The sequence below is a fragment of the Bacillus sp. S4 genome (assembly GCF_040838205.1).
GTDB classification, from domain to species: Bacteria; Bacillota; Bacilli; order Bacillales; family Bacillaceae_G; genus Bacillus_A; species Bacillus_A cereus_U.
Map to the genome: position 1 here is coordinate 12,817 of NZ_JBFPJI010000023.1, position 17,485 is coordinate 30,301.

Here is a 17,485-nt window from a genome sequence, read left to right on the forward strand (position 1 = left end):
TAAGTATAAACGATTCCGTAAAAAACAAAACAGTATATTATAATCAAATATTTCCTTTTTATTCATAAAAAGAGAAGAGAAATGTTACATTTTTAACATCAACCTTCTCTAGTAGGCATTTCCTCTTTCGTATAAATAATACGCATCGGATTTCCGCCTACGAAAGCGCCGCCTGGTACATCTTTATGGACAAGTGTGCCTGCAGAAACGATAGCACCATCTCCAATCGTCACACCTGGTAAAACTGTCGTATTCGCTCCGATCATAACTTCATTCCCTATGACGATTTCTCCGAGTCGATACTCACGAATTAAATATTCATGCGCTAAAAGCGTTGTATTATAGCCGATAATTGAATTGTCTCCCACAGTAATCTTTTCTGGAAACATAATATCTGGCATTACCATAAGTGCAAACGACGTTTTCTTTCCTACTTCCATCCGTAAAAACGTGCGATATAACCAATTCTTCACGGATAAAAATGGCGTGTAACGTGCGATTTGGATGATAATAAAGTTTTTCATTACCTTCCAAAAAGAAACTGTTTTATACACATTCCACAATGAATTTTCTCCTGAAACAGGATAGCGCGTTGTCCGTCGCACTGAACTCTCTCCTCTACTTATATAAAGTGACACTTTAACCGGTAGGAACCCTTTTCCCCACTGATTACTAACTCTCATCAATCAAGCATTTACAGGCAGGAATCTTACTACCCATTAATACGGGACAAAATCGGTAGTAAATCACTCATTTTATCTAGCACATAATCTGGTTTATACGCTTCTAAATATGCTCTACCTTTCAATGTCCATGAAACCGCTACTGTTTTCGTACCTGCATTTTGTCCACCGACGATATCATGATGATTATCACCAACCATCAATGTTTCTTCTGGCTTTGCATCTAATAATTTCAATGCTTTTTGAAGTGGTTCTGGATGTGGTTTCACATGTTCCACATCATCAATCGTCACGACAACATCAAAAAACTGATCAAGTTTCGAAAGCTTTAATCCCATTTCAACCGTCTGTCTCGCTTTCGTTGTAACGATGCCGATCTTATAACCTTGCTTCTTCAATTCTTGAACCGTTTCATATACAGTTTCATATTCTTCCACTAATTCATCATGATGCTCATGATTAAATTGACGATAACATGTAATCATCTCTTCAACCTTGCTTGCATCAATCTTACTAAAAGTGTCGTGCAAAGATGGACCGATAAATCCTAATACATCTTCACGCTTATACTGATTAGAATAATAGTGATTTAACGTATGTAAAAAAGAAGAGATAATAAGTTCATTTGTATTAATTAACGTTCCATCTAAATCAAATAACACTGTATTTATTTTCATCGTCCTTAATCCTTTCATTACCTGAATATGAAAGAAGCAGCATCTTATATAAGATGCTACTTTTCTCTAATTTTCTAAATATCTTTTATCAGCTTGCCCCATTTTTCGTCTCACAATAATGAAAATGATAGAAATAACAACAATTCCAATAGACATTACTTGTGCAATACGAAGTGGTCCTAACATTAAACTATCTGTACGCAAACCTTCTACGAAGAAGCGTCCCACTGAATACCAAATTAAATATGTGAAGAATAATTCACCACGGCGTAAATTCACTTTTCGTAACGCGAGTAGTAAAATAACACCTGCAAAATTCCATAATGATTCATATAAAAACGTTGGGTGATAATACACACCATCAATGTACATTTGATTAATAATGAAATCTGGTAAATGAAGACCTTCTAAAAACTGTCTCGTTACTTCATCACCATGCGCCTCTTGGTTCATAAAGTTTCCCCATCGGCCGATTGCTTGTCCTAGTAAAATACTCGGCGCAGCAATATCCGCTAACTTCCAGAATGAAAGCCCGCGTCTTTTCGCAAAAAGGATTCCTGTAATAACAGCCCCGATTAAACCACCATGAATCGCCAAACCACCTTGACGAATATTAATAATTTGACTCGGATTTTGCGAATAATATTCCCATTCAAAAATGACATAATACATTCTCGCAAAAAGAATCGCAATTGGTACTGCAATTAATACAAGATCGATAAATGTATCTTTATGAATACCAAGCCTTTCTCCCTCGCGAGTTGCTAGCCAAAGACCTAATAGCACACCTGTACCGATAATAACCCCATACCAATAAACAGGGAACGGTCCAAGTTGGACTGCTATACGGTCAAGCTGTGGTACAGAACCTAACAGCATATATATGACCTCCCTCTCCAGAGTCTACTCTTGATTTCCTAACTCAATCGCACTCATTAATCGTTCAGAGAACTGCTGTGCCGCATTGACTCCCATACGTTTTAATCTGAAGTTCATCGCTGCTACTTCAATAATAACAGCCAAGTTTCGACCAGGACGAACTGGAAGTGTAATCTTCGTAAGTTCTGTATCAATAATCTTCATCTTCTCTTCATCAAGACCTAAGCGATCATAATTTTTCTTTTGATCCCAAATTTCAAGATTAATAACAAGCGTAATACGTTTATAATTTCGTACTGCCCCTGCACCGAATAACGTCATTACGTTAATGATACCTAGACCACGAATTTCTAATAAATGCTCAATTAAATCTGGTGAGCTTCCTACTAATGTGTCTTCATCTTCTTGACGAATTTCTACGCTATCATCCGCAACAAGGCGGTGACCACGCTTTACAAGTTCAAGCGCTGTCTCACTTTTCCCGACACCACTTTGACCTGTAATTAAAACACCCACGCCATAAATATCTACTAACACACCATGAACAGCTGTTGTTGGCGCTAACTTACCTTCTAAATAGTTTGTTAAACGACTTGATAATCTCGTCGTCGTTTGAGCTGAACGTAATAAAGGCACGCCTGATTCACGTGATGCTTGTAATAACTCATCCGGTACATCTTGATTACGAGTTACAATAATACAAGGCGTCTCTTCAGTACAAAGCGCTTTCATTCTCTCTTGCTTTTGCTCTGTCGTTAACGTATCAAAGAACGTAAGCTCCGTTTTTCCAAGAAGCTGCACACGATCAGCTGGATAATATGTAAAAAATCCTGCCATTTCAATTCCAGGTCGTGATAAATCACTCGTATCAATCGGACGATGAATCCCTTCTTCACCACTTACTAACTCCAATTGAAATTGTTCAATTAAATCTTTTGTCCTTACTTTCGGCATATGTATAAACCTCCACTCCGCTGCGGGTTCAGTCTCATTTGATGTAAAATTCCATTCTATCGGATATTGTACCATTTTTTTCTGGAAACAAGAAACATGGTTTCTAGTAAATAGAAAAAAACATTTCATATGAATCATGAAATGTTTTTCTTTTTGTCATTTTCTCTTTTTTTCATGTAATGGTTCAACAATTACTTTTTCAATTATCATATTAAAAATCGAAATACAAATCGCCGCAACAATCGCTACACCAAATCCAGATATATTAAAGGCGTCCCCTAATAATGAATCCGTCATCTTTAACGTAATCGCATTAATAACGATTAAGAAGAAACCGAAAGTTACAAGAGTAATTGGTAGCGTAATTAAAATTAAAAGTGGCTTTACAAATACGTTTAAAATCGCCAATATAATACTCGCAATAATTGCAGTTTGTATATTTGCTATGTAAAATGCGTCTGGTGCAAGCCCCTTTAAAAGTCCGGATACAGCGATTAACACAACGCTATTTACAAGAAGTGATACAATCCATCTCATTTCCTTACACATCCTTTTAACATATATATTTCATCATACGCTAATAGCTAATAAACGCAAGCAACATGCAAACTCTTATACCAATTTATTCTATTCTTTATACTTGTATACCTACTAACAATCTTACCAGTTTTCCTTAGTGAAATAAAAACCGAGCGTCATTCCCACTCGGTTTTCATGAATAAACTTATTGCGATAACTCTACTTCTTTTATTTTCTCTTTCATTCTTGCTTTATCACGATCTAAAATCTCTTTTAAATACTTACCTGTATATGAGCGCTCTTCTTTCACTACTTGTTCTGGCGTTCCGGAAGCAACGATTTGTCCGCCTTTGTCTCCGCCTTCTGGTCCAAGGTCAATGATATAATCAGCTGTTTTAATAACATCTAAATTATGCTCAATTACAAGTACCGTCTCGCCACTCTCAACAAGACGCTGCAACACTTCTAGAAGACGTGCAATATCATGTGCATGTAAGCCAGTCGTTGGCTCATCTAAAATGTATAACGTACGCCCTGTAGAACGACGGTGCAATTCAGAAGCTAATTTCACACGTTGCGCTTCACCACCTGATAACGTCGTAGCTGGTTGCCCTAATTTCATATAGCCAAGCCCTACATCTACAAGCGTTTGAAGTTTACGCTTAATTTTCGGGATATTAGCAAAGAACTCTACCCCATCTTCAATTGTCATCCCTAACACTTCAGAAATATTCTTATCTTTATATTTCACTTCTAACGTTTCACGGTTGTAACGTTTACCGTGACAAACTTCACACGGAACATACACGTCTGGTAAGAAATGCATTTCGATTTTAATAATTCCATCACCACGACACGCTTCACAACGGCCACCTTTTACGTTAAAGCTGAAGCGCCCTTTTTGATACCCACGTACTTTCGCTTCATTCGTTTGTGCAAATACATCACGAATATCATCGAATACACCTGTATATGTTGCTGGGTTGGAACGTGGTGTACGCCCGATTGGTGATTGATCAATATCAATAACTTTATCTAACTGCTCAAGACCTTTAATTTCTTTATGAGCCCCTGGCTTCGCTTTCGCTTTATATAGCTTTTGAGCTAATGATTTGTATAGTACTTCATTAATTATCGTACTTTTTCCAGAGCCAGATACGCCTGTTACTGCTACAAATGTTCCTAGAGGGAATGACATTTTCGCATTCTTTAAGTTATTTTCTTTCGCACCGACAATCTCCACTTTACGTCCGTCACCTTTACGTCTTTCAAGTGGTACCGGAATAAATTCTTTACCGCTTAAATATTTCCCAGTTAATGAATTCTCGTCTTGCATAACTTCAGCTGGTGTACCTGCTGATACAACTTGACCACCATGAATACCTGCACCAGGTCCGATATCAAGTAAATAATCAGCAGCCATCATCGTATCTTCATCATGCTCAACAACGATTAACGTATTTCCTAAATCACGCATTTCCTGCAATGTACGAATAAGACGATCATTATCACGCTGATGTAAACCGATAGAAGGCTCATCAAGAATGTAAAGTACGCCAGTAAGGCGAGAACCAATTTGTGTCGCTAAACGAATACGCTGCGCCTCACCACCTGATAAAGTTCCTGCGGCACGACTTAACGTTAAATAATCTAAACCGACGTTCACTAAGAACCCAACACGTTCCTGAATTTCTCTTAAAATTAAATGAGCAATTTTTTGTTGTTTCTCCGTTAACTCAACAGTTGAGAAGAACTCCTGTACTTCTTGAACAGAATATTTCGTTACATCGGCAATCGTTTTATCACCAACGAAAACAGCTAAACTCTCAGGCTTTAAGCGTCCACCTTTACACTTCGGACAAGCTTGCTCTGCCATATATTTCTCCATTTGCTCACGAATATAATCAGAACTCGTCTCACGATAACGACGCTCAATATTCGGAATAACACCTTCAAATAAAATCTCATTTTCCTTTACTTGACCAAATTCATTCACATAGCGGAAATAAAGCTTCTCTTCCCCGCTTCCGTACAGCACTTTATCAAATAAATTCTTCGGTATATCTTTCACCGGCATATCCATATCGATGCCGTAATGATTACACACAGATTTTAATAATTGCGGGTAATATTGTGAACTTGTCGGTTCCCAAGGAGCAATCGCATGTTCATTTAATGATACATCCCAGTTCGGAATAACAAGTTCTAAATCTACCTCTAACTTCGATCCAAGTCCATCACAAGAAGGACACGCGCCGAACGGACTATTAAACGAAAACATACGCGGCTCTAATTCTCCGATTGAAAAACCACAATGTGGACAAGCATGATGTTCACTAAACAGAAGTTCTTCCTCTCCCATTACATCGATTAAAACTCGGCCCCCGCCAAGCTTTAAAGCACTTTCTAGTGAATCTGCAAGTCGGCTTGCAATTCCTTCTTTCACAACAATACGGTCAATAACAACTTCAATTGAATGCTTCTTATTTTTTTCTAAAGTAATCTCTTCCGATACATCCAGCATCTCTCCATCAACGCGCACACGAACATAACCTTGCTTCTTAATATCTTCTAATACTTTCGCATGCGCACCTTTACGCCCTGACACGATAGGCGCTAGCACTTGCAACTTCGTACGTTCAGGATATTCAAGAACACGGTCTACCATCTGTTCCACTGTTTGTGATGTAATTTCAATTCCATGATTCGGACAAATTGGCGTACCAATTCGTGCAAATAATAAACGTAAATAATCATAAATCTCCGTTACCGTTCCAACCGTTGAACGAGGATTACGACTCGTCGTTTTTTGATCAATTGAAATCGCTGGAGATAAACCTTCAATCATATCAACATCGGGCTTATCCATTTGCCCTAAAAACTGGCGCGCATACGCAGATAAAGATTCCACATATCTACGCTGCCCTTCTGCATAAATCGTATCGAATGCTAACGATGATTTCCCCGAACCAGACAATCCCGTCACAACAACAAGCTGATTTCTCGGAATGGTTACGTCAATATTTTTTAAATTATGCGCTCTAGCACCTTTTACAACAATAAAATCTTTACTCACTCTTTTCACCCTTCCGCTTTTAATTCTAATAGTAAATCTCTTAATTCAGCTGCACGCTCGAAATCTAATGCCTTTGCTGCTTCTTTCATCTCTGCTTCCATCTTCGCAATTGTATTTTCACGTTCTTTTTTCGTCATCTTCTTAGCTGGTGTTGCTTCATATATTTCCGTATCCTCAGCTGCTGTTGTCGCACGAATAACGTCACGTACTCCTTTTTGAATCGTTTTCGGCGTAATACCATGCTTTTTATTGTAAGCTTCTTGTATACTACGACGACGCTGTGTTTCTTCAATTGCAATTCCCATTGATCTCGTTATGCGATCTGCGTACATAATAACGCGGCCGTTTGCATTACGCGCCGCACGACCAATTGTTTGAATTAATGAACGCTCTGAACGTAAGAAACCTTCCTTATCAGCATCTAAAATAGCTACAAGTGATACTTCTGGAATATCTAATCCTTCTCGTAATAAGTTAATACCGACAAGTACATCAAACTTACCAAGGCGAAGATCACGGATAATTTCAATACGCTCTAATGTTTTAATTTCAGAGTGAAGATAATTCACTTTAATTCCTACATCTTTTAAATAGTCCGTTAAATCCTCTGACATTTTCTTCGTTAAAGTCGTAATTAATACGCGTTCATTTTTCGCAATCCGGTCATGGATTTCTCCTAATAAATCATCTATTTGTCCTTCAATTGGTCGTATATCAATTGGTGGATCTAAAAGCCCTGTTGGACGAATAATTTGTTCTATTGCTTTCGGTGACTGCTCTAACTCGTACGGTCCTGGCGTTGCCGAAACGTAAATAACTTGATTCGTTTTCTCTTCAAACTCATCAAACGTGAGCGGTCTATTATCTAAAGCTGATGGCAGACGGAATCCATGATCAACAAGCACTTGCTTACGTGCTTGGTCCCCGTTATACATCGCTCTTACTTGCGGAACCGATACGTGCGACTCATCCATAACGATTAAGAAATCCTCTGGAAAATAATCTAAAAGCGTATACGGCGTTGAACCTGCTGGACGAAGTGTTAAATGACGGGAATAGTTTTCAATCCCTGAACAAAAGCCCATCTCGCGCATCATTTCTAAATCATAACGCGTTCGCTGTTCTATGCGCTGCGCCTCTAACAACTTACCGTTATCATTTAATTCTTTTAAACGCTCTTCTAATTCTTTTTCGATATTTTCAATAGCGACCTTCAGCTTTTCTTCACGTGTAACGAAGTGAGATGCCGGGAAGATTGCTACATGATCACGTTCTGCTAATACTTCACCCGTTAATGCATTTACTTCTCGAATACGATCGATTTCATCACCGAAAAATTCAATTCGAATACAGTGTTCGTCAAGTGATGCCGGAAAGATCTCAACTACATCTCCGCGCACACGGAATGTACCACGCTTGAAATCAATATCATTACGTCCATACTGTACATCAACAAGTTCACGAAGTAATTGATTACGGTCCTTTTCCATACCAACTCGAAGTGAAACAACTAACTCGCGGTATTCTTCCGGAGAACCTAAACCGTATATGCATGACACACTCGCAACGATAATAACATCATCTCGTTCAAATAAGGAAGACGTTGCCGAGTGGCGTAATTTATCAATTTCATCGTTAATTTGCGCATCTTTTTCAATAAACGTATCCGTATGTGGCACGTACGCTTCCGGCTGATAATAATCGTAATAACTAACAAAATACTCCACAGAATTGTTAGGAAAGAAATCTTTCAGCTCACTATATAACTGCCCTGCTAACGTTTTATTATGAGCCATTACAAGTGTTGGCTTCTGCACTTCTTTAATGACATTTGAAATCGTAAATGTCTTACCCGTTCCTGTCGCTCCAAGCAACACTTGCTTTTTCTTACCACTATTAATTCCCTCTACAAGCTTCTCTATCGCTCCCGGCTGATCACCTTGCGGGGAATACTCTGAGATAATTTCAAATGGATGTTCCAACTAAAAACCGACCTCCTCATAAAAATCTGTATTATTATTTTACCACGAATGCCCATAAAAAACCTAAAAAAACGAACAGATATTCGGTAAAGTTTTCGACAAGTTATACATAGAAAAAGGAAGGAGAACACATTTCTTTCCTCATCAAACTTTCTCCAACATTAACGAGCAGTCGACCCCACACTAATTAAAGTTTTACTTCATTTTAAAGAGACATATAAAACTAGCTCTTTTTCCTACTGTCATCCTCTCCTATACAAACTATTGGTATACTAGAAAAAGCTACTTTCCTCTATGAAAGTAGCTTCTTATTTCCTTTCTCCTTCTTCGGAAAAATAACATATGAAAATGAAATCGCAGTATCCGCTAAAAGAATAATAGCCCATACTTGGCTTACACGGCTTGCTGTTTTATTTAAAACGATTCCTGACTCTAACCAATTTCCCCACTGTTCTACTGGAATAAGCCCATACATGAAGAAAAGGAATATATGAACCGCAACAAACAAAATAAGATGTAAAACCCAATTTTTTATTTCCTGCTTCGTATGCGCCATCCCTGTTACTTCAAGTGGTTCTTCGATAATAGGCGCCGGTTCATTCCGCCACTTAGCAACTAATTTTCGCACATATATATCTAATTTCTTCAAATCCTTTTTCCCATAAAAAACTGCATATAATAAAATGATTACCGTAATGATTTGAAAATTAGAGAACTTCCCTGTTTGATAGTAGTCCACTACTCCTAAAGTTAAAATAAACACTTCATTTACGAGTAGCACAATCCCCATAATAAAACTTGCCTTTTTCAAGCGAAATCCATACCTTAGTAAAAAGAATCCGATAGCTGATAGCCAAAATACAATCTCTGCACCAATTAAAAAATACCATCGATATTCTGCGAGTATACTCATTTATCTCTCTCCCTTTCATCATATATACGAAAAGCCTCATCCATATATACTAGAAGCTCTTCCTCAATTGGATACATACTCATTTTCTGTGAATCTTCTTTTGATTTTCTTACTTCCCACAATTTATCTAAAAATGCTTCATCACCATTAGCCATCTCTAAACACTTCTGCATTAATTTCTTCGTTGCCTCTTGTACTTCATCACACGATGCTTCCTTACCGTCTTTCATAAAATTACGTAATTGCTTTAATACATCTACCCAATCTAATACATTCGGATCTTCTTCACTCATATTTGGTAAATTACGAAGTAAATCTTGCTCTTCCTTTGAAAACAATTCATTTTGGAATATTTCACGTATACGAGGAGACTGTTTCGAAAGCTGAATGAGTTCAAACATAACTTTCCAATCCAGTTCTCCCTCCACATCTACCGAATAAACAACCGCTTGTAAAACACGCTCCATTCGATTAAACTTCTTTTGTTCTTCCTGTACAAATCTAAGTTGTTTTTCAAGCGAACCTTTTAAATTGAGCTCACCTGTTACTAACATATTCGCAACCTCTTTTAATGAAAAACCCATTTCTTTTAAAAATAAAATTTGCTGCAAACGAACAACATCTCTCTCGCTATATAACCGATGTCCCCCATCAGTTTTTCCACTCGGCTTTAATAAATCGATTTGATCATAATAACGTAACGTCCTTACTGTAATTCCTGTTTCCCTCGTTAGTTCTTGAATTGAAATCAACTCCATCACCTCTTCTCCTTCATTATAAAAGGTGACGTAACGTAACTTTCAAGTAGTTTGTAAAAAAAATACAAAAAGCTGTTTATACCTTTTGTATAAACAGCTTTTATGGAAGAAAACCCTTTTGTATAGCGCGTCCACAAGATAAAATAATTGCCCCAACAACAACACTTGTTGCTGTTTTATGATAATGCGCTAAAATTAATAAATAGTATGATAAACCTACAGCACCAATCATAATACATACACTTGGCACTAGATTGCGAGAGAAGTTTTGCATCCCCCACAAAAGTGCAAATATAGCCGTCGCAACACATAATACCGCTAATCCCATCCTGTTTCCCCTTTATATATTTATTTAATTCCCTTTGCTGCTAATACACTCGTCGATGCCATGCTAATTAACAGTCCGAAAATAACTATATATAATAATTCATTCACATCCACGATTTGTCTATCTAAATACTTATTTACAGAAAGATACGCGATAAAAAACAAAAAGAAACCTACCATACAAGCCGTAAAATATTGCTGCATTTTTTTCATGATTCTCTCATCTAATGCAGGTACACCTTCTTCTTTCCATCGCTTTCGCTCCTTATACTCAGACACAGCGTATAAACTAATAAGGGCTACATTTGAAATCAATATCGCTCCCCATGAAATATTTAAAATGACTAAACTTGTATTTAAAATAAGCCCCGCTAAAGATAAGCTTCCTATAAACCTCATAACTTCTTGCTTATTCATGTATTATCAGCCTCTTTCTTATTTCTAAACTTCCACTTCGGCCAATAATTCACAACGAAATAAACAAACTGTCCTAGTACAAATAAAACGAATGGCATACCAGCATTTCCATAAACAATTAAATTGTACAAACTCCATATTGCTAAACTTATCACGAAAAATAACCCTAAATATTTAAACGCTTTATCCGATTGAAATCTCTCAAACTCATCTTGCATTTTCATTCCTCCTATCGCTATGCTCGTTTTCCCGCCATAACTCCTACGATGAGACTACCAGCAAATAAGAAACTACATACAATGAATATTTCTGGCGTAGGTATAGCATCTCTGCCTATGATTTTGCTAGCGCCAATGTAAACAATGAGAAGGACAAATGCGAATATAAGCGAGACATTTACATGCCTTTTTATATTTTCATTTACTCGCTCATCTATATCTGGAAATCCCTCTTTTTTGTACTTACGTTTTTTATAATACGTATACACTGTTAAAAATAGAATTGCTAAAATGTTACTAACTATTAGCGATAACATCGGTATGGATGGATCCATAATACGAACTAAAACGTCCCCTCCACATAATCCTAAGACAGTAGCGATATACAACTTTTTAGTATCGTTCATTTTCTCTCCCCTTACTCCAGCGTAAATATTTCCTCTACCTTCATTCCAAAATATTTGGCGATTTTTAGGGATAACTCTAGACTCGGGTTATAGTGGTAGTTCTCAATCGCCACGATTGTCTGCCGCGTCACTTGCATCGCCTTTGCCATTTCAATTTGCGTTATGTGATTTTGCTTTCGTAATTCTTTAATTTTATTTTTCACACCCATAGGCTCCACCTTCGAAAGTAAAGATATCTTTACTTTAATTACAAATGTTTTCCAATTCCAAGTAAAGATATCTTTACAAATTTTAGAAAAACATTTCACTGAACACCTTCTCTAACACAGTAAGACAGGAATTAAATTTATATCAGCGATTTTTTAAATATATCAGCGCAACTTAAATTATATCGGCGATTTTCCAACTATATCAGCGCAACTCCATTTATATCGGCGATTTTTTAAATATATCGACTTACCGACAAATATCGACATCCGTAGCACTATAGGCATAAGAAAGAAGCTGTCCCAAAATATCTTTTGGGACAGCTTCTTCGTCTTACTACATAAATCCTAATGCATATACAAGAACGTACCCAAGTACCGAAAGGCAAACCGAGCCAATTAGCCCTGCCACAAATGCCCTACTTCCTAATTTGCGGAACGTTTTAAACTCTACATTTAAACCTAGCCCTGCCATCGCCATTGCAATAAGCATGTACGCAATTACTACAATATATCCGGCAACAACTTCTGGGATAATCCCAAGCGAATGCACCGCACTCATTGCTAAAAATCCGAAGATGAACCAAGGAATCGGAAGGTCGCGCCACGATCTTTTTTCTTCGCTTCCCTCGCTCTTGCCAAACCATAATCCAATTAAAATCGCTACTGGCACAAGCATCGCTACGCGCGTTAATTTCACAATAACCGCGATGTCTACAGCCGTGCTACCGCCTGGCGCCGCAGCAGCGATAACATGAGCGATTTCGTGCAATGTCGCACCTGAGAACACACCGTAACCGTACGGAGAAAAGCCAAGCACTGGGTATAATAGCGTATAAATAAGTGTAAATATTGTACCTAAAATTGCAATAATCGCTGCCCCAACCGCTGTTTCTTCATCTTTCGCTTTCACTTGCGGTGCAATCGCGACGACCGCTGCTGCACCACAAATCGCCGTTCCGCACGCCGTTAAAATTCCAAGTTTCTTTTCTACTTTAAATACTTTCGTTAGTCCATATACAACGAAAATTGTAAATGTAATAACAACCGCTGCGATGACCAATACTTTCGGACCCGCCTTCGCAATATCTACAAGATTTAACCGCATTCCAAGTAAGATGATCCCAAAGCGTAGCAACTTCTTACTCGCAAAGTTCGTTCCCGCTATCGCTTCTTGAGGAATCCCGATTGCCGCACGCCAAACCATCCCGATTAGAATAGCGATTACTAATTGTCCCATAATATTTAAAAATGGAAGCTCTGCTAAATATTTCGCGGCGATTGCGATTAATAACGTAATCCCAATACCTTGCGAAAATCCAAAGCCCTTCTTCTTTTGTATAACAAGTGTTTGTTCCACTTTATACCACCCCAATAATCGTATTGGAACATGCATGTTCTTTCTAGTTACATTATAAGAGAATTTTTATAATAAGTTTAATATCAATATTGAATCCCTATCATCAGAAATACTTATGATAAAATAAAAGCAAAAATAAAGGGGCCTAACAAATGAACGTCGACATTTTAAAAATCTTTGTGACTGTCGTTGAACAAAAACATTTCTCTCGTGCAGCAGAACTTTTAAACCTTTCACAACCCGGTGTAAGCATGCACATTCGCAACCTGGAAAATGAATTTGGAACTACACTCATTCAGCGCTCCCCAAAGCACGTCCAAGTTACAGAAGCAGGAAACATATTATACATACACGCAAAGCAAATGCTCTCTCTTTACGAAGATGCCAAACAAGAAATTAATGACCTACATAACGTTGTAACAGGGACGCTCCGCATTGGTGCTAGCTTTACAATTGGCGAATACTTACTTCCGAAAATATTTGCGCGCTTTGCCAATGAAAATACACACGTCGAAGTTCATACATTTATATCAAATACAGAAGAAGTTTTGCAAAGCCTCCGCTCTAATCAAATTGATATCGGCTTAGTGGAAGGCCAAGTCGTATACGCTGACGTAGATGTTGAGACGTTTATGCAAGATGAAATGAAGCTCGTCGTCCCTCCAAATCATCCATTGCTTCACATCAAGGATATAAACGAAGCTACTCTCCAAGACCAAGTATGGGTATTAAGAGAAAGTGGCTCTGGGACACGTGCCTATAGCGATCGTTTTATTCATCAACATCATTTAAAAATGAAACGATTCTTTACATTTAGTAGCATTCAAAGTGTAAAGGAAGCCGTCGCTGCCGGGCTTGGCATCGCTATTCTTTCAGACTGGACTGTTCGAAAGGAACTGTTGGCAAAAGAAATATTCCACGTCCCTGTTCCAAACGAAAAGCTAATTCGTCCATTCTCCATCGTGCGCGGCAAATATTTCATTCCGTCTAAAGCCATTCAAGTGTTTTTAAATCATGTAGATTCTTTTGCGAAAAAACAGAGTTGACCTTCACATTAGTGTGAAGGTTTACAATACCTTTAAAAGGAGTGAAACACATTGCGAATTGGGGAGTTATCTAAAAAAACAGGGGTCAGTGAGCGCTCACTGAGACATTATGAAGAAAAGGGATTACTCCCTTCAAACCGCCTCACAAACGGCTATCGTGATTTCGATAAAAGTGCCATTGAAAAAGTAGAGCTTATTCAAATGTACTTACAAATTGGCTTAAATTTAGAAGAGACAGCACGAATGTTGCGCTGCCTCGAAATAGAACCACACCTATACGAAAATCCGTGCAGCAGTATCCTTGCACTTTACGAAGACAAACTCAGTGAGGTAACGAAACAAATCACATTACTTTCCAACATTCAAACGAATTTACAAAAACACGTTTCACTCCTAAAACAAGCAAAAGAAAAGGGATGATTACATGTTCGTCATACACGGCAGTTCAAGACAAAACGGGAACACTGAAACTCTAACACATATGATGATTGATAGAATTAAAACAGAACAAATTTACTTGCGTGATTATACAGTCCACCCCATTACAGACCAGCGCCATGATACGGAAGGATTTCAACCTGTAAATGACGATTACCAAACTTTAATAGAGCAAATGCTAGAACACGATACAATCATTTTTGCGACACCCCTCTATTGGTACGGTATGAGTGGTCATATGAAAAACTTCGTCGATCGCTGGTCACAAAGTTTACGCGATACATCTCTTCATTTTAAAGAGAAAATGAAAGGGAAAAAGATGTACGTTGTCATCGTTGGTGGGGATAATCCGAAACTGAAAGCATTGCCGCTTATTGCTCAGTTCCAATATATCTTTGATTTTGTTGGTTCATCATTTGAAGGGTATGTTATTGGGGATGCGAATGGATTAGATGAAATCAAAAATGATGCTGAAGCACTCGCAAAGGCACAACTGTATAATAGCGAATTCAAAAATCACAAACAGAAATAAGTTTGACAAACTCTTTTGTATGCGCATACAATAAAAATAATATTATGAAAGGAAGGTACTTTGACCAATGAAGTTCTAATTCTCTTATTTATTTCATCCATCACAAATAGTGAACAAAAATGATGAAAACTAGCAGAGGATTAGTCTGTCCATTTGTCGATACTTTCTTTCGAGACGGTTATGTAAAAAATCGTTTATTTATGTACGATTTTTACATTCAAGGGCGACGTTTATCCTCTCTAGTGAAACTAGGGAGGTTTTTTTATGACTATTTTATTCGCACGTAATATTGAAAAGAGCTTTGGTGATCGCACCCTATTTACGTTACCATCACTGGAAATTCAAACAAACGATCGCATAGGAATTGTTGGAGTCAACGGAGCTGGAAAATCTACGTTATTACAAATATTAAGTAAAGAAATAGAGGCTGACCAAGGTATAGTAACTCACCATAGTTCTATCGCTATCATTCCTCAGCTTAGCGAGGAACTGCCGGAAACCGCTTCTTCTCTTACAAAAGGAAAATGGAATATTTCAAACGTTGCAGATTCAATGAGCGGCGGCGAACGAATGCGCCTAAAGATTGCTCATGCTCTCGAACAAGATGCAGGCATTCTATTTGCTGATGAGCCAACAAGTCACTTAGATATGTTCGGTACAGAGCAATTAGAAAAAGCACTTTTATCTTATAACGGTGCACTTGTTTTAATATCGCATGATCGTGATTTTCTAGATACCATATGTACCAAAATCATCGAAATTGAAGACGGTACTATTCAAGAATATAAAGGGAATTATTCAAACTATCGAAAACAAAAAGAACGTGAGCGAATACAAAAGCAAGCGGAATATGAGCAATATGTACAAGAAAAAAATCGTTTAGAGCAATCAATTTTACAAAGAAAGCAACGTGCTTCTAGCATGACAAAAGTCCCAACGCGGTTCAGTTCATCTGAATCTAAACTTTATAAGTTAAGTGGGGCACATGGCCAAGAAAATGTTAGCAAAGCAGCGAAAGTATTAGAGACACGTCTCGAAAAATTAGAAAAGAAAGAAAAGCCAAAGGATCTTTCTCAAGCTCATTTTGACGTGCAATACCATACACCCATTCATAGTAAAGTGGTGGTACAGCTTAATAAAGCAACAAAGAAAATAGGTGACCGCACACTATTTAAAAATATGAATGGAACTATTGCCCCTGGTGCAAAGCTTGCTATTTTAGGCGCAAACGGAAGTGGAAAAACAACTTTGTTCAATATGCTTCTCACAAACGAGCGCGGCATTCAGCTTTCGAAAAGCTGTAAAATTGGATACTTTGAACAAACGCTATCAATTTTAAAAACAGATAAAACAATTTTAGAAAATGTTCTAGAAGAAACAAACTATACGGAGTCGTTCGTGCGAACAATACTTGCAAGGCTCCTATTCCGCCGTGAAGATGTTCATAAACCTGTGCACGTCTTAAGTGGCGGTGAACGAATGAAGGTTGCACTTGCAAAATTATTTTTAGGAAACTATAATATGCTTCTGCTCGATGAACCGACAAACTATTTAGACTTAGCAACGCAAGAAGAATTAGAAAGCATGTTACAAGAGTATCCTGGCACCATACTTTTCATTAGCCATGACCGTGCCTTTATTCGTTCTGTTGCAGACCATATTCTACAAGTAGATGAGAGAGAGCCTAGAATATTCCACGGCAATTACGAGCAATACACAAAAAGAACAACTCAAGCTTCTGTAAATATTACTGAACAAGAATTATTACGGTTACAAACAAAATTAACAGAAATCATCAGCCGGATTTCTATACCAAATCCTCACGATGACATCACATTTCTCGAACAAGAATACGAAAAATTATTAGTTCAAATTCAAAAATGTAAAGAAGCGCTCTAATGTCTTCCCTATATATCGACGGGATCTTCCGCATTTCCCAAGAAATATCGAGGCTTCGACATAGAATATCGCCCTACCTATAATATTAAACACAATAACAACAAAAAAGCCGTGCATCAGCACGGCTTTTCCCTTTATCCCGCTATTTGTGGGCAGTAAACGCCCGATTGGTGAAGGCTAATAATCAGTGGGGG

Annotated in this window: 19 protein-coding genes; 4 read left to right on the top strand and 15 right to left on the bottom strand. The window is 37.8% G+C overall.

The annotated features are described in order from the left end of the window. Positions 1-98: 98 nt before the first annotated feature. From AB3X48_RS05450 to AB3X48_RS05520, 15 genes are all read right to left on the bottom strand, one after another. The gene (locus AB3X48_RS05450) at positions 99-605 is read right to left on the bottom strand and encodes an acyltransferase (protein WP_002159900.1); all 507 of its coding nucleotides are present in this window, start codon (positions 603-605) and stop codon (positions 99-101) included. A gap of 107 nt (positions 606-712) precedes the next feature. After that, entirely contained in the window at positions 713-1,360 is a 648-nt protein-coding gene (gene ppaX / locus AB3X48_RS05455) for a pyrophosphatase PpaX (RefSeq protein WP_016106605.1), read from the bottom strand. Positions 1,361-1,426: 66 nt separating this feature from the next. Then, positions 1,427-2,239, bottom strand: a complete 813-nt coding sequence (gene lgt, locus AB3X48_RS05460; RefSeq protein ID WP_002034719.1) for a prolipoprotein diacylglyceryl transferase — start codon at positions 2,237-2,239, stop codon at positions 1,427-1,429. Between the two features lie 24 nt (positions 2,240-2,263). After that, on the bottom strand, positions 2,264-3,193 hold the full coding sequence (hprK, locus tag AB3X48_RS05465; protein ID WP_002016091.1) for an HPr(Ser) kinase/phosphatase: 930 nt from the start codon (positions 3,191-3,193) through the stop codon (positions 2,264-2,266). Positions 3,194-3,349: 156 nt separating this feature from the next. After that, positions 3,350-3,730, bottom strand: a complete 381-nt coding sequence (locus tag AB3X48_RS05470; protein ID WP_002112828.1) for a phage holin family protein — start codon at positions 3,728-3,730, stop codon at positions 3,350-3,352. A gap of 187 nt (positions 3,731-3,917) precedes the next feature. After that, the gene (gene uvrA, locus AB3X48_RS05475; RefSeq protein ID WP_033714907.1) at positions 3,918-6,788 is read right to left on the bottom strand and encodes an excinuclease ABC subunit UvrA; all 2,871 of its coding nucleotides are present in this window, start codon (positions 6,786-6,788) and stop codon (positions 3,918-3,920) included. Positions 6,789-6,793: 5 nt separating this feature from the next. After that, entirely contained in the window at positions 6,794-8,770 is a 1,977-nt protein-coding gene (gene uvrB / locus AB3X48_RS05480) for an excinuclease ABC subunit B (protein WP_016106607.1), read from the bottom strand. A gap of 292 nt (positions 8,771-9,062) precedes the next feature. Next, a complete protein-coding gene (locus AB3X48_RS05485) occupies positions 9,063-9,683 on the bottom strand; it encodes a hypothetical protein (protein ID WP_016106608.1) in 621 nt (206 codons plus the stop codon). Then, positions 9,680-10,441 carry a MerR family transcriptional regulator gene (locus tag AB3X48_RS05490; RefSeq protein WP_016106609.1) on the bottom strand — a complete coding sequence of 254 codons (762 nt, stop codon included), beginning with the start codon at positions 10,439-10,441 and terminating at the stop codon, positions 9,680-9,682. Before AB3X48_RS05490 ends, AB3X48_RS05485 begins: the two co-directional genes overlap by 4 nt. Positions 10,442-10,541: 100 nt before the next feature. Beyond that, positions 10,542-10,769: a hypothetical protein gene (locus AB3X48_RS05495; protein ID WP_199714933.1), complete on the bottom strand. Its 228-nt coding sequence runs from the start codon at positions 10,767-10,769 to the stop codon at positions 10,542-10,544. A gap of 20 nt (positions 10,770-10,789) precedes the next feature. Then, a complete protein-coding gene (locus tag AB3X48_RS05500) occupies positions 10,790-11,185 on the bottom strand; it encodes a hypothetical protein (protein ID WP_016106611.1) in 396 nt (131 codons plus the stop codon). Then, positions 11,182-11,403 carry a hypothetical protein gene (locus AB3X48_RS05505; RefSeq protein WP_002159891.1) on the bottom strand — a complete coding sequence of 74 codons (222 nt, stop codon included), beginning with the start codon at positions 11,401-11,403 and terminating at the stop codon, positions 11,182-11,184. Before AB3X48_RS05505 ends, AB3X48_RS05500 begins: the two co-directional genes overlap by 4 nt. Before the next feature lie 17 nt (positions 11,404-11,420). Beyond that, positions 11,421-11,810 (bottom strand): hypothetical protein, encoded by a 390-nt coding sequence (locus tag AB3X48_RS05510; RefSeq protein ID WP_016106612.1) that lies wholly within the window; start codon positions 11,808-11,810, stop codon positions 11,421-11,423. A gap of 11 nt (positions 11,811-11,821) precedes the next feature. Continuing rightward, the gene (locus tag AB3X48_RS05515) at positions 11,822-12,019 is read right to left on the bottom strand and encodes a helix-turn-helix transcriptional regulator (RefSeq protein ID WP_016106613.1); all 198 of its coding nucleotides are present in this window, start codon (positions 12,017-12,019) and stop codon (positions 11,822-11,824) included. A gap of 334 nt (positions 12,020-12,353) precedes the next feature. After that, the gene (locus AB3X48_RS05520; protein WP_016106614.1) at positions 12,354-13,376 is read right to left on the bottom strand and encodes a YeiH family protein; all 1,023 of its coding nucleotides are present in this window, start codon (positions 13,374-13,376) and stop codon (positions 12,354-12,356) included. A gap of 152 nt (positions 13,377-13,528) precedes the next feature. On the opposite strand from AB3X48_RS05520, the gene AB3X48_RS05525 reads away from it, so the two are divergent. The 4 genes from AB3X48_RS05525 (at position 13,529) to abc-f (ending at position 17,291) form a co-directional block, all read left to right on the top strand. Further along, complete coding sequence (locus AB3X48_RS05525) at positions 13,529-14,422, top strand: LysR family transcriptional regulator (RefSeq protein WP_016106615.1); 894 nt, start codon at positions 13,529-13,531, stop codon at positions 14,420-14,422. 51 nt (positions 14,423-14,473) lie between these two features. Further along, positions 14,474-14,842 carry a MerR family transcriptional regulator gene (locus AB3X48_RS05530; protein WP_016106616.1) on the top strand — a complete coding sequence of 123 codons (369 nt, stop codon included), beginning with the start codon at positions 14,474-14,476 and terminating at the stop codon, positions 14,840-14,842. 4 nt (positions 14,843-14,846) lie between these two features. Continuing rightward, on the top strand, positions 14,847-15,392 hold the full coding sequence (locus AB3X48_RS05535; protein WP_199714935.1) for a flavodoxin family protein: 546 nt from the start codon (positions 14,847-14,849) through the stop codon (positions 15,390-15,392). A gap of 264 nt (positions 15,393-15,656) precedes the next feature. Next, on the top strand, positions 15,657-17,291 hold the full coding sequence (gene abc-f / locus AB3X48_RS05540; RefSeq protein ID WP_016106618.1) for a ribosomal protection-like ABC-F family protein: 1,635 nt from the start codon (positions 15,657-15,659) through the stop codon (positions 17,289-17,291). Positions 17,292-17,485: the final 194 nt, after the last annotated feature.